We start from the raw sequence: 13442 nt of genomic DNA, 5'->3' as shown, positions 1-13442 counted from the left end.
CGGTCAGTTGACCTTGCGGTCGGCGTCGCTCCAGAAGCGGTCGCGCAGTTCACGGCGGAGGATCTTGCCGCTGGGATTGCGCGGGACGTGCTCGATGAACTCGTAGGCCGCGGGCAGTTTGAAGGCGGCCAGGCGGTCGACGAGGAACCGGTGCAGGTCCCGAGGGGTGGGCTCCTGCCCGGTCACCGGTACGACGAAGGCGTGGACCTTCTCGCCCCACCGTTCGTCGGGGGCGCCCACGATCACGGCTTCGGCCACGCCGGGGTGGCGCTCCAGGACGTTCTCGATCTCGGCGGGGTAGACGTTCTCGCCCGCGACGAGGATCGCGTCCTTGATGCGGTCCTGGATGAAGACGTAGCCGTCCTCGTCGACGTATCCGGCGTCGCCGGTGTGGATCCAGCCGTCCACGAGGGTCTCGGCGGTCTTGTCGGGCAGACCCCAGTACTCGACCATGTGGGCCGGTGTGGCCAGGCAGATCTCACCGACGGCACCCGCAGGCAGTTCCTTGCCGTCTCCGTCGATGACCTTGCTGCCGACCCCCGGGTACGGGTGGCCCGCGGCCTTCATACGGGGGTGGCCGGGGATGTGGTCGGCGGGCGGCAGGCACACGGCGGTGTTGCCGGTCTCGGTCAGGCCGTAGATCTGGGCGAACTCGCTGCCGAACATGGCGAGGCTCTCTTCGAGGAGGGCCTCGGAGATGGGTGAGCCGCCGTAGACGATCTTGCGGAGGGTGGTGAAGTCGTCCGGCTTCACGCCGGGTTCAGCGAGCATCATGCGCAGCATGGCGGGGACCACGCAGGCGGTGGTGATGCCCCTGTCACGGATGAGGTCGATCGCGTCCCGGGGCGCGAAGGCGCGCATCGCGACCACGGTCACGCCGGCGTTGAAGTTCTGGGTGGCCCACCACAGGCCACCGACGTGGAACCCGGGGATGCCGACCAGGGCGACGTCGCCGACTCGCCAGTCGATCCAGTCGAGTTGCTCGCTCGCCAGAGCGTCGCGGATGGCGAAGAAGCTCCGGTGGGCGAGGACAACTCCCTTGGGCAGGCCGGTCGTTCCGCTGGTGTAGAGCTGGGCGACCGGTGTGTCGGGGGTGGGGGAGGAGGCGGGTTCGGTGTCGGGGCGTTCCGCCTTCCAGGCGGCGAAGCCGTCTCCGGTGCCCAGCCGGACGACCGTCTTCGGCGGGGCGGTCGGCAGGTGGTCGAGGACGGGCGCGAACTCGTCCTCCAGGAAGAGCAGTTCGCTGCCGGAGTCCTGGAGGATATGGCTGACCTCCGGGGCGGTCAGCCGCCAGTTGATGGGGACCAGAACTGTCTCGCTCTTGGCGCAGCCGAAGAGGATCTCGTAGTAGTGCTCGGATTCCTTGCCCAGGTAGGCGACGCGGGCGCCGGGAGCGGCCCCGGTCTCGCGGATGGCGTGGGCGATGCGATTGCTCTCCCGGTGCAGCTGCGCGTAGGTGAGGTCGCGGTCCTCGCAGACGACGGCGGTGACCTGCGGGCTGTGCGCGGCGTGGAAGCGTGCCGTGTCGACGAGGGTCTTGAGTTGAGGGTGGTGGAGCCTCTTGCCGGGTGTCCCGGGCGCGGACGGTTCGGCCATGGCGGGTCTGCCTCTCGTTCTGCTCTCGGTCTGCCGGGAGGCGTGCCGCCACCCGACGGGGTGGCGGGCACGCCTTGGTGGTGCGGTCGCCGTCTACGGGGCGTTGACGAAGGCGAGCTTCACGGTGCCGTCGCACCGGCCGCCGGCGTCGTCCCAGTACCGGTAGGCGGTCTCGGCGACCAGCAGCGGTTCGCCGCCCGGCGCACGCCGCTCGACGGACAGGAACTCGATCTCTCCGGAGAAGGCGCGCGCGTTGATGGGGCGCCGGAAACTGCCGCTGAAGCGGGCGATCAGGATGTCCGGCAGCTGATGGCGCCAGTAGTCGTCCAGCGTCCAGCCGGCGAACTCCCCCAGCAGGCCCTCCTTCACCGCCTTGGCGACGGTGTAATACATCATCTGGTTGTAGCTGATGTTGACTTCGACGGCGTTGAGATGGCCGGTGTCGTCGATGTAGCAGGACTCCGGGATGGCCAGTTCGCAGCGCGCGGACACCAGACCGGACCGGGTGCTCACCGCCGCGGATCGCAGGTACTTGCAGTGCGCCTTGTACGGCCGCAGGACCTGGGGCAGCAGTTCGTCGTCGTTGTCGAAGTCCTGCGCGGGCGGCTTGTGCTGTACGGACGCCCGCATGGTCACGCGGCCTCGTCGTAGAGCTTGCGCGCGTCGTGCACGGTCACCCTGAAGGAAACGGTCGGCTCCGGGGTGGTGGTGTGCCGGGCGCGGTGGATCAGGCTGCGGTTGTCCCAGACCAGGAGATCGCCCTTCTCGAAGGTCTGCAGGTGGATGTTCGGGTGGTCGAAGGAGTCGTCGAGTTGGCCGGTGGCCTCGAAGAGTCGCTGGAGCAGGTCGGTCTCCAGCGGCTTGCCGTCCTCGTCCTCCATGCCGATGGTGAAGCCCTCGCTGATGTAGAGGATCGTTTCCCCGGTCATGGGGTGGATGAAGGTGCTGGGCTTGACCACCGGCGGCGTCTTGGTGTCGACCTCCTCGATGATCTCCGAGATCGGCCGGTAGACGTCCGAGGGGCGGATCTTGAAGTACTTGCGCACCGAGTGCTGGGCGAAGGTGCCCGCCACTTCCTTCCTGAGATCCTCGGGAAGCTGCTCGTACGCCCTGCCCATGTCGATGAAGTAGGTCCCCCGGTTCTTCTCCGGGATGACCTGTGGGTAGATGAAGGTCAGGCCGAAGGGGTCCGGCATGAACTGGTAGTCCGCGTGCCAGAACTTCCCGGTCTTCGGCACACCTATCTGCTTGCCGTCCTCGGGCACGTTGGAGGAGACGAATATCTCCTCGACCTCGGGGTGCTTGTACATCGGCTCGTAGTACGTCTCGGGGCGGCCGAACCGCTGCCCGAGCTCCAGGAACTGACGAGGCGCCAGATCCTGGTTCCTCAGGACGACGATCTTCTTCGTGTAGACGGCCGCCTTGATGGCGTCGATGTCCTCAGCGGAAGCAGCGGCGTGGTCGAACCCTTCGACCGTGGCGCCGATTTCCGTGCCCGTGACTTCCTTGATCTGCATGATCCCCGCTCTCGGTAGAGGTAGAGGTAGTGGTGGTGACGGCGGCTACTGGGCGAGCTTCGAGTCGATGAGCTTGGTGGTCGCGCCGAGGGTGAGGTCTTCCTCGAGTTCGTTGTCGTCGATGTGGACGCCGAGTTCGCGCTCGATGCGCATGCTGATCTCGACCATCGTCAGAGAGTCGACGTCGAGCTGGGCGAAGGTGACGTCCGGGCTGATCCGGTCGCGCGGTGCGTCGTGCAGTTTCATGACGATCTCGACCAGTTGGTCGTAGGTGGTGCTCATGGCTCCTGGGTTCCTCCCGTGTCGTGCGGGTGATCGGTCCGGGCGAGAGCGGGCCACGTAAGGAGGCAGGACCCCCAGGTGAGCCCGCCGCCGAACGCGGTGAGCAGCACGCGTTCGCCCGCGTGGACGGTGCGTTGGGCAGCCGCATCGGCCAGAGCGAGCGGGATCGATGCGGCGCCGGTGTTGCCCACGGACTCGACGTTGGTCACCAGTCGTTCCGGGGGCAGTCCGAGGTCCTCCGCCACCGAGCGCAGGATGCGCAGGTTGGCCTGGTGGGGGACGATGCGGTCGACGTCGTCGACCTTGCGGTCGGCCAGTGTGAGCGTGGCGCGGGCGGAGGCCGTCATCCGGGTGACCGCGTGACGGAAGACCTCCTTGCCGCGCATGGCGAAGTAGTGGTCCTGCGCGGCGACCGGACCGGAGGCCGAGCGCTGCCGTGAACCGCCGGCGGCCACCATGATCAGTTCCTCGCCGGTGCCGTCGCTGCCGAGGTCGAAGTGGCCGACGGCACCGGGTTCGTCCGCGTGGCCGGCGCGAAGGACGACGGCTCCGGCGCCGTCGCCGAAGATGATCGCGTTGGTCCGGTCGTACGGGTCGACGATCGTGGAGTAGGTGTCCGCACCGATCAGCAGCACGCGTTCGGCCACTTGGGCCGCGATGAGACCGGCGGCCGAGGCGAGCCCGTAGACGAACCCGGTGCACACGGCGCTGACATCGAAGGCCGCCGTCCCGGTCAGACCCAGACGGTCGGCCACGAGAGGGGCGGTCGCCGGGCAGGAGCGGTCGGGAGTGGTCGTCGTGACGACGACGGCGTCCACCTCGTCCACGCCCGCCGACCGCAGGGCCCGCCGACCTGCCTCGACCGCCAGATCGGAGGTGGCCTGGCCGGGTTCGGCGACGTGGCGGCGGCCGATTCCGGTACGGGCCCGGATCCAGGTGTCGCTGGTGTCGAGCCGTCGGGAGAGCTCCTCATTGGTCACGACACGTGGCGGGAGCCAGCCTGCGAGCCCGCACAGAACAGCAGCACGATCGAGAGGTGGGACGGGAGGGGCGGAGATGCTGGCCGGTCGGTCGAGGGTGCTGGACACAAGGGCTCCTAGGTCTCCAGGCGCGATGAGAGGACGTCTTGGACGGAACGGTCGTAGGAGGGGAGTGAGCGGGCGCGCTCAGACGTCCGCACGCCTCCGAAAGGGCAGCAGCGCCACGGCACCGAGACAGATCCCGGCGGCGATGACGTAGACGGCCGCCCGGAGTCCGTCCAGCAGACCGGCGGACGTCACGTCGTGGCTGCCCGTTCCTGCGACGGCCACCAGGACGGCCAGGCCCACGGCGCTGCCCACTTGAAGCGTGGTCGAGGCCAGGCCCGAGGCGATGCCCTGGTCGTGGGCCGGGATGCCGGTTGCGGCCGCGATCCACATGCCCGTCCAGGCGGCGCCCTGTCCCAGGCTGAGCAGCACGATCCCGGGCAGCAGACGCGCATAGGAGCCGTCGGCACTGAACGCGAGGGCGAGAAGCACGGCGCCGACGGCGCCGGCCGCCATGCCGCCCAGCAGCATGGTGCGCACGCCCAGCGCGGCAACGGCCTTCTCGCCCACCTTCGTTCCGGCGGCCACGACGAGTGCCGGTACGAGGAAGGCGGCCCCCGTGGCCATCGCGCTGTAGCCGTGCACGGTCTGGAAGTAGAGGGTCAGGAAGTACGGCAGCGAGCTGAACGTGGCACTGAACAGCGCGGTCAGCGCCATGGCGCCCAGCAGACCGCGGTGGCGGAAGAGGTGCCCCGGCGTCAGCGGGGCGTGGCTGCGGGTCTCGACGAGGACGAACAGGGACAGCGAGATCACCGAGAGGGCCGCGCACATGAGGACGCCACGGCTGCTCCAGCCGGCCTCCGGTGCATGGACGAGGACGAAGACAAGCAGGGTGATGCCCGCGGTGGCGGTCAGGGCGCCCGGGAGGTCGAAGTCCCGCTGCCGGGGCAGGGGGCCGTCCGCAGGGAAGAGGAACGTTCCGGCCAGGGCGATGGCGCCGGCCAGCGGCACGTTGACGAGAAACACCGCCGGCCAGCCGAAGGCGTCGACGAGCACTCCGCCCAGCAGAGACCCGAGGCACAGCCCGCCGGCCCCGGCGGCGCCCCACGCGGCCAGCGCCCGGTTACGGCTGGGGCCTTCCTCGTAAAGGGTGTTGATGAGTGAGAGAGCGGCGGGAAACAGCAGCGAACCGCCGACGCCCTGCACCGCGCGCACCGCGACCAGTACACCCGCCGACTCCGACAACCCGCCCACCAGCGAAGAGACCGCGTACAGCAGGGCGGCGACGACGAAGACCCTGCGCCGGCCCAGCAGGTCCGTCGCCCGGCCACCGAGGAGCAGGAACCCGCCGGTCGTCACGACGTAGGCGCTGACCACCCACTGCAGATCCTGACCGGAGAAGCCGAGCGCGCTGCCGATGCCGGGGAGGGCGACGTACACGATGTTGTAGTCGAGCGAGATGACCAGTTGCGCGGCGGCCAGAACCAGTAGCGGCAACCCGAGGCGCCGGCGCGACGGAACTGATGGCGAATTCACTGCAGGCATTGCGGAACGATTCCCCCTAAGAATCCGTCCCCTGGAACAGGACGGCGGCTCACCCCGGGATCGTGGCTCACTTCCTGCGCCCGCCACAAGCTCTCTTCCCTCACTTTCGGACTGGCTTGCGAGCCGGTTGTGAGAATCGTTCACTTCTTTATTGAAGGTCGAACATTCGAGACGGTTGCTGAGGGGGTCGGTGCTGGAACATGCCAGGTGGGCTTGCGGATTTTCGGGCTGAGGAGTCTGGTTGGTGCTGGCGCGGATGGTGGAGGGGTGGGTTCCCATTTGACAAGTCGGCTGGCGGTGTCCGTCGGTTCCAGCCTTCCAGGTCGAATCTCCACGCATCATGGATGGCTGATTTTAGCACCTTCATAATCGCGTGGACCGGGCCTTCGATATCGTCCGAGGCGATCCGGAGCGTGATATTTCGAAAGAGTGGAGAAGTGCTTATTAATAGGGAGTCGGATGGCGAAGGTTTCTGGTTCCCGGATGTGTCGAAGTTTTTTGTCACACGCGGGAGTCGGGCCATTGACCGGGTACCCCCCTACCGTATGTACGCATGGAGAAGTCGAAGCGTGGTCTTTTCGTCCCGCCGGCCTTACTGGGGTTCGTCGTGCTGCTCGTGTCATTGACGGCGGTGTCGTACGCCGTGGGACGCATGGCAGGTCCGGTGGCCCCAGGCGTGCACCGCACCGAGCCGGCGTCCGAGGAGTCGCAGGAGCCGGGTATGCCGGGCATGCATGGTCTCGGTCCGGTCGACCGTGAGGTACGGGTGAGCCGATGACCACCGCCGATCACCGTGAGACGGCCAAGGGGCCCGACGCGACCACCGATCTGCTGGTCGGCGGCATGACGTGCGCCGCGTGCGTGGGCCGGGTCGAGAAGAAGCTGGGCCGCGTCGAAGGCGTGACGGCAACCGTCAACCTGGCCACCGGTCGAGCCCGCGTCTCCCATCCGCTGTCGGTGACCCCCGAGCAGCTGATCGCCGTGGTGGAGAAGGCGGGTTATACGGCCGAACTCCCGCCGCCCGTCGAAGAGCAGGACGCGGAGGCGGCCCGCAAGCGGCGAACGAACGACGCGGGCATCAGCGACAGGGGCCGGTTGCTGATCACGGCGTCGCTGGCGCTGCCCGTGCTCGTGCTCTCCATGGTGCCCTCCCTGCAGTTCACCCACTGGCAGTGGCTGTGCTTCAACCTGGCCGTCCCGGTGGTGGGCTGGAGCGCGTGGCCGTTCCACGAGCGGGCCCTGAAGGGGCTGCGGCACGCCACGGCGACCATGGACACCCTGGTCTCCCTCGGCGTGCTCGCCTCCTTCGCCTGGTCCACGTACGCCCTGTACTTCGCAGGCGCGGGCCGGCCGGGCATGCGTATGCCGTTCAGCCTGGTGCCCGAGGCCGGCGGCGGAAGCGCCCATCTGTACCTGGAAGCGGCCGTGAGCGTGCCGCTGTTCGTGCTGGTCGGTCGCTACCTGGAGGCACGCGCCAAGCAGGGAACCGGATCGGCGCTGCGCGCGCTGGCCGAACTCGGCGCCAAGGACGTCGAGTTGAGGGAGGGCGACCGGGGCAGGCGGGTGCCCGTCTCCGAACTCCGGGTCGGCCAGGAGTTCCTGGTACGACCGGGCGAGAAGGTCGCCACGGACGGCGTCGTCACCGACGGCAGCTCCGCCCTGGACCTGTCACTGGTGACCGGCGAGAGCGTCCCGGTGGAGGTCGGGCCGGGGTCGGCCGTGGTGGGCGGTGCCGTCAACGCCGGTGGGCTGCTGGTGGTCCGGGCCACGGCGGTCGGCGCCGACACCCAGCTCGCCCGGATCACCAAGCTCGTGAGCGACGCACAGGCCGGCAAGGCCCGCATCCAGCGGCTGGCCGACGCCGTCGCGGGGGTCTTCGTACCCGCGATCGTGACCGTGGCCTGCACGGTGCTGGGGTTCTGGCTCGGTGCCGGGGCGGATGCCTCGGCCGCTGTGACCGCGGCGGTCGCCGTCCTCGTCGTCGCGTGTCCCTGTGCCCTCGGCCTGGCCACCCCTACCGCCTTCATGGCCGCCACCGGCCGCGGCGCGCAGCTCGGCGTCCTGCTCCGGGGACCGGAGGCGCTGGAGCGGCTGCGGCACATCGACACCGTGGTCTTCGACAAGACCGGCACCCTCACCACCGGACGCATGACCCTCGCCGCGACGACGGTGGTCGCTGACGAAGACGCGGGCGAGATCCTCCGGCTGGCCGGGGCGGTCGAGTACGGCTCCGAGCACCCCGTCGGCCGAGCCGTCGCCGCCGCCGCCCGCCAGGCCGCCGACGGCGCCGAGCTGCCGCCGGTGGCCGACTTCCGTGCCCTTCCCGGAGTCGGTGTCCACGGCCGAGTCGACGGCCATGAGCTCGTCGTAGGACGCCCGCGATCCGGCACCCCGCTCCCGGACACCCTTCAGCAGGCTCTGGACGACGCCCACGCCTCCGCTCGCACAGCCGTGGTCGTGGAGAAGGACGGCAACCCGGTCGGTGTCCTCGCGATCGGCGACACACTGCGGCCCTCCAGCTACGCCGCCGTACGACGCCTGCGCAAGCTCGGCATCGAGCCCATTCTGGTGACCGGCGACGGTCCGGCCGCCGCCCACGCCGTGGCCGAACAGGTCGGCATCGACGAGGTGCACGCCGAGGTCACCCCGGAGGGGAAGACCGACATCGTCGCGAGGCTGCGGGACGAAGGGTGCCGAGTGGCGGTGATCGGCGACGGGGTCAACGACGCCGCCGCCCTGGCCTCCGCCGACCTGGGCATCGCCATGGGCGGCGGGACCGACGCCGCGATCGGCGCCGCCGACATCACTCTCGTACGCGAGGACATGCAGGCGGTGGTGGCAGCAGTACAGCTCACCCGCCGGACGCTGAGCACCATCCGCGCCAACCTCGCCTGGGCCTTCGGCTACAACGTCGTCACCGTTCCGCTGGCCGCCACCGGCTGGCTCAATCCGATGTTCGCCGCCGTGGCCATGTCCGCCAGTTCGGTCCTCGTGGTCGTCAACAGCCTGCGGCTGCGGGCCTATTCGCCCGCCGGACCCGGCTACCGCTCCGGCTCCGCAACTGCCTCCGCCGACAAGACCGGTACGACGACACCGCCCGCGTCGGACCGCCACACCGCCTCGTCCCTGGAGGAGATCCGATGAGCTCCGCCTCGTCCGCCGACTCGGCCGAACGCTCCTCGCCGCCCTGGCGTCGCGTGACCGTCGGTGCGCTGAACGCCGCACTCGTCCCCGTGGTCACCTGTGTGACGGCCTTGATGCTCCTGACGGCCTACACGACAACGGGTGCGGCCGGTGAACCGCCGGCAAGGATCAGTGTCAGCAACGCCCGCGTCTTCGTGCCACCCAACTCCGAGAACACGGCCGCCTTCTTCGACATCGGCAACTCCGGGGCCGCCGACGACGTGCTGACGTCCGTCTCCTCGCCGCAGCTCGGGGTCACCATGCTGGGCCGGCGGGTCACGAAGGACGGAGCGGGACGGATGGAGCCGCTCGACTCCGTGAAGATCCCGGCCCGAAGCCGCGTGAAAATGACTCCGTACGGCGTCGACGTGATGGTCCTGGACCCGCCCAGGCTGAAGGCCGGGAACAAGGTCCGCTTCGACCTGTGGTTCCGCAGTTCCGGCCGGGTGACCGTCGATGCGGTGACTGTTCCTCCGGAGTCGTGAGGGACCGCGGGCAGAGGCTCCCTTGCTACTCCCCGCCCATCAGCTTGCGGATCTCGGTGATGGCCGCGACGAGCGCCTTGCGTTCGGGCACGGTGGTCTCCGGGTGCCACAGGTCGACGAGCAGGCAGGTGCGCGGACGCGTTCCGCGATTCCACGCCTCGTGCTCGAAGGAGTAGTCGAAGAGCAGGCACTTGCCCTCCTCCCACGACCGCGTCTCGCCCGCGACGGTGATGCCGCACTCCTCGGGGATGTCGACCGCCAGGTGCAGGTTGATGCTGAAGTTCCACAGGTCGCAGTGGGGAGCTATCGCCGCGCCGGGGAGCAGGGTCGAGAAGTGGCACTCCAGCAGGGGGCAGAGTTTCCCGGTGTCGACCGCCTCCTCCTTCAGCACCTGGAAGGCGGTCGGCACGGTGTCGGCCGACTCGCTCACGAGGCCGCCCTTGCGGAAGAGATAAAGGGCCTGCCAATCCGACTGGCGTGTGAGGTAGTGCTCGTAATCGGAGAATGCGTTCCGCCGGGCGCCCCAGGCGGTCTCCAACTCCTTCTTGATCCTGGCGTGGTTCGCTTCGAAGGCGTGCACCACGGGTGCCAACTCAGGGTGCCCGTAAGGATCGTGCCAGGGCTGCTGCGAAATCCCGGGTAAGATCCACTTGGCCCCCTTCTGTGACGGATGGCGATCTCCCTTTCCCGCTGCCAGCATCTGCTCGACCCGGGCGATCGAATCCGGTCCGTACTCACCCCTGATGACGGCGAAGGCGTTGTCTATCTCCGGGGTCATAAAATCTCCAGGATTTCGAACTTCGAGGTCCCCGCATACCGTGTGGAGAGTACCCAGGATGTACTCCTCTCGTCCCCCGGGAATGGCCACGGTGTGGCCGGTATCGGAGCACAGCAGATGACATGCGTGGTGTAGTGCGCCGGTAGTGCTTCCAATGCTTCGGAATTGTGGCTGTCGCCGGGAACTCGGGGGCGGCGCGAGCCGACCCCCTTTAGGGGAACCGTCTCAGAGGCCGAGTCGGATCTCGATGGCGGCAGCGCCGTCACCTCCGCCGTCGGGAGGGACACTCCCCCCTTCCGGCAGGATGCGGTCGGACCGGAAGCGGCTTCCCAGGCTTTGGTGAGTGCTCCTTTTCGCGCTCCCCTTCCGGCAGGCGTTCACTCCGTCTTCCCTCTTGTGAGTGATTGAGGTGCTGAAGTGTTGAGCGCTGCACTAATCCGTGCGGACGTCTCCTGGCGCCTCACGGATCGGGACTGGCATGTCTTCCATCCCTGCGTCGGTGGTCTGCGGTGTGGGTGCCTGCTTACCCGATGAGATCGTCACCAACGGTGATCTCATCCGGGAAGGGCTCGACACCTCCGACCGCTGGATTCTCTCTCGTACCGGCATCGCTCGCCGTCGTCGGGCCGGTCCCGGCACCAGCACCGGTGACCTGGCCGCCGGTGCCGCGGGTGCCGCGCTCGCTTCGGCCCGCACCGCTCAGGCCGAGCTGCTGGTCCTGGCCACCACCACACCGGATCACCCGTGTCCGGCGACGGCACCCGAGGTGGCGATGCGCCTCGGGCTGGCCGGCATCCCGGCTTTCGACCTGGCGGCCGTATGCTCCGGTTTCGTCTACGCCTTGGCCGTCGCCGACAGCTGGATCCGCGCCGGGGGTGCCTCCACGGTGCTCGTCATCGGCGCCGAGACCTACTCGACGATCGTCGACCCCACCGACCGCAACACCGCTGTCATCTTCGGTGACGGAGCCGGCGCCGTCCTGCTGCGCCGAGGGCGCCCCGACGAACCCGGTGCGATCGGCGCCGTCGATCTGGGCAGCGACGGCTCCGGTGCCGACTACGTGATGATCGAGGCCGGCGGCTCGCGCTGGCCCGACCCCGGCGGCCTCGACGGCCGGGCAGCCCACAGCCTGCAGATGAAGGGGCGCGAGGTCTACGGCCATGCGGTGCGCCGGATGACGGCCTCCGCCGAACGGGTCCTGAGCCGGCAGGGCTGGCCGGCGGCTTCGGTCGGCGCCTTCGTGGGCCACCAGGCCAACCAGCGGATCCTGGACGCGGTGGCCGACCGCCTGGGGATCAACCATCCGTGCCGCTTCGGCAACATCCGGGACGTCGGCAACACGGCCGCCGCCTCCATCCCGCTCGTCCTCGCCGACGTCGTCGCCGACCAGGCCGTCCCGAAGGGGACCCGCACGCTGCTCACCGCCTTCGGCGGCGGCCTCACCTGGGGCTCGGTCGCGCTGACCTGGCCCGACATCGCCGCCCCACCCACCGCCTCGACCACCACCGCAACCCCCGTGAAGGAGCCCGTCGTGACCGACACCGACTCACCCGTCCACGCCCATCTCGCCCAGGTCCTCGTCGAGAAGTTCGAGGTCGACCCCGGCGAGGTGCGTCCCGAAGCCGCCCTGCAGGACCTCGGCCTCGATTCGATCTCCGTCGTCGAACTCTTCCTCACCCTGTCCGACCACTGGCACATCGTCCTCGACGACAGCGACGCCGTACCGGGCCTGACCGTGTCCGCCACCGCTGCCCTGGTGGAGAGGGCGCGCGCCGAGGCCGCCGCGTGAGCGGCGCCGAAGTCGCGGTCACCGGCATCGGACTCGTCACCCCCGCCGGTGTCGGACGCGAGGCCAGCTGGCAGGGAGTACTGGACGGCCGCACCACCGCGGCGCAGGTCCCGGATCTTCGGGGTCTGCGTGTCGACCTGGCTTGTGCAGTCCCCGGTTATCAGCCCGCGCGGGACGTGCCCGGAGGGCGCAGCTGGCAGTACGACCGGCACACCCAGTTCGCGTTGACGGCGGCTCGGGAAGCGGTGGCCGACGCAGGGCTCGACCCGCACGGATGGGACGGCGAGCGTGTCGCGGTCGTCGTCGGCACCGCCTTCGGCGGCACCGGAGCCCAACTCGCCCAGCACCAAAGGTTCCTGGAGGACGGGCCGACCGCACTGTCACCGCTTCTGGTTCCCATGTTCCTGCCCAACATGGCGGCCGGGCAGGTCGCTCTGAGCCTCGGAGCCCGCGGACCGGTCCTGGCCACCTCCACCGCCTGCGCCTCCGGGGCCACCGCGATCGGCATCGCCTGGGACCTGCTGCGGTCCGACGCCTGCGACATCGCCGTGGCGGGCGGCACCGACGCCGCCATCCACCCGCTGTGGGCGGCCGGCTTCGACCGTATGGGCGCACTCTCGCGCAGCACGGACCCGCACTCGGCTTCCCGGCCCTTCGACGCCGGACGCGACGGTTTCGTCATGGGAGAGGGCGCGGGCATCGTCGTTCTCGAACGGGCCGCGGACGCCCGCGCCCGCGGACGGCCCGGCTACGCCCTGCTCAGCGGCTACGGGGCAACCGCGGACGCCCACCACGCGGTTGCCCCCGACCCGACGGGCGGCGGGGCGGAGCTGGCCACCCGGCGCGCCCTCGCCGCAGCCGACGCGAAACCGGGAGACGTCGACCACGTCAACGCCCACGGCACGTCCACCCCCCTCAACGACGCGGTGGAGGCGGACCTCATCGCCCGCTGTTTCCCCCACGGCCCGTCTGTGACCTCGGCCAAGGGAGCCCTCGGCCATCTGCTCGGTGCCGCCGGCGCGGTGGAGGCCGCCCTCACCGCGCTGAGCATGGCGCACCACGTGGTTCCGCCCACGGCCGGCCTCACCACCCCCGGCCCCGGAATCGAACTCGACCTGGTCACCCGGACCGCACGCGACCAGCCTTCCGCCCTCTCACTCAGCAACTCCTTCGGATTCGGCGGCCACAACACCGTCCTCGCGTTCCGCCCACCGCCCTGACACCCCAGCAACCTGCCCGTCC

General features: G+C 69.5%; 12 protein-coding genes. 5 read left to right on the top strand and 7 right to left on the bottom strand.

Annotated elements, in window-relative coordinates:
- Positions 1-3: 3 nt before the first annotated feature.
- The 6 genes from ACWDAG_RS19240 to ACWDAG_RS19215 all read right to left on the bottom strand — a co-directional run bounded on the left by ACWDAG_RS19240 (position 4) and on the right by ACWDAG_RS19215 (position 5917).
- Positions 4-1596: a long-chain-fatty-acid--CoA ligase gene (locus ACWDAG_RS19240; RefSeq protein ID WP_450696782.1), complete on the bottom strand. Its 1593-nt coding sequence runs from the start codon at positions 1594-1596 to the stop codon at positions 4-6.
- 93 nt (positions 1597-1689) lie between these two features.
- A complete protein-coding gene (gene scoD / locus ACWDAG_RS19235) occupies positions 1690-2226 on the bottom strand; it encodes a (2E)-enoyl-ACP glycyltransferase (RefSeq protein ID WP_450696852.1) in 537 nt (178 codons plus the stop codon).
- 2 nt (positions 2227-2228) lie between these two features.
- Positions 2229-3113 (bottom strand): (3R)-3-[(carboxymethyl)amino]fatty acid oxygenase/decarboxylase, encoded by an 885-nt coding sequence (scoE, locus tag ACWDAG_RS19230; protein ID WP_450696781.1) that lies wholly within the window; start codon positions 3111-3113, stop codon positions 2229-2231.
- A gap of 45 nt (positions 3114-3158) precedes the next feature.
- Positions 3159-3395: an acyl carrier protein gene (locus ACWDAG_RS19225; RefSeq protein ID WP_450696780.1), complete on the bottom strand. Its 237-nt coding sequence runs from the start codon at positions 3393-3395 to the stop codon at positions 3159-3161.
- A complete protein-coding gene (locus ACWDAG_RS19220; RefSeq protein WP_450696851.1) occupies positions 3392-4453 on the bottom strand; it encodes a beta-ketoacyl-ACP synthase III in 1062 nt (353 codons plus the stop codon). Before ACWDAG_RS19220 ends, ACWDAG_RS19225 begins: the two co-directional genes overlap by 4 nt.
- 108 nt (positions 4454-4561) lie before the next feature.
- Positions 4562-5917: an MFS transporter gene (locus ACWDAG_RS19215; RefSeq protein WP_450696779.1), complete on the bottom strand. Its 1356-nt coding sequence runs from the start codon at positions 5915-5917 to the stop codon at positions 4562-4564.
- Between the two features lie 601 nt (positions 5918-6518).
- Here ACWDAG_RS19215 and ACWDAG_RS19210 point away from each other — a divergent pair.
- From ACWDAG_RS19210 to ACWDAG_RS19200, 3 genes are read left to right on the top strand one after another with little or no spacing between them, the layout of a single operon-like run.
- Entirely contained in the window at positions 6519-6743 is a 225-nt protein-coding gene (locus ACWDAG_RS19210; protein WP_450696778.1) for a hypothetical protein, read from the top strand.
- Positions 6740-9109: a heavy metal translocating P-type ATPase gene (locus ACWDAG_RS19205; RefSeq protein WP_450696777.1), complete on the top strand. Its 2370-nt coding sequence runs from the start codon at positions 6740-6742 to the stop codon at positions 9107-9109. The genes ACWDAG_RS19210 and ACWDAG_RS19205 overlap by 4 nt, the downstream gene beginning before the upstream one ends.
- Positions 9106-9633: a copper chaperone PCu(A)C gene (locus tag ACWDAG_RS19200; protein ID WP_450696776.1), complete on the top strand. Its 528-nt coding sequence runs from the start codon at positions 9106-9108 to the stop codon at positions 9631-9633. Before ACWDAG_RS19205 ends, ACWDAG_RS19200 begins: the two co-directional genes overlap by 4 nt.
- Before the next feature lie 25 nt (positions 9634-9658).
- Here the strand turns inward: ACWDAG_RS19200 and ACWDAG_RS19195 are convergent, their stop codons facing one another.
- Positions 9659-10411, bottom strand: a complete 753-nt coding sequence (locus ACWDAG_RS19195) for an aspartyl/asparaginyl beta-hydroxylase domain-containing protein (RefSeq protein ID WP_450696775.1) — start codon at positions 10409-10411, stop codon at positions 9659-9661.
- A gap of 478 nt (positions 10412-10889) precedes the next feature.
- On the opposite strand from ACWDAG_RS19195, the gene ACWDAG_RS19190 reads away from it, so the two are divergent.
- Positions 10890-12200, top strand: coding sequence for a beta-ketoacyl-ACP synthase 3 (locus tag ACWDAG_RS19190; protein ID WP_450696774.1), 1311 nt, complete (start codon positions 10890-10892; stop codon positions 12198-12200).
- Positions 12197-13420 carry a beta-ketoacyl-[acyl-carrier-protein] synthase family protein gene (locus ACWDAG_RS19185; RefSeq protein WP_450696773.1) on the top strand — a complete coding sequence of 408 codons (1224 nt, stop codon included), beginning with the start codon at positions 12197-12199 and terminating at the stop codon, positions 13418-13420. The genes ACWDAG_RS19190 and ACWDAG_RS19185 overlap by 4 nt, the downstream gene beginning before the upstream one ends.
- Positions 13421-13442 lie beyond the last annotated feature (22 nt).

It is taken from the genome of Streptomyces sp. NPDC001157 (genome assembly GCF_053598255.1).
The sequence above is the reverse complement of the archived record's forward strand: the minus strand, read 5'-3'. Positions and strand labels throughout refer to the sequence as shown.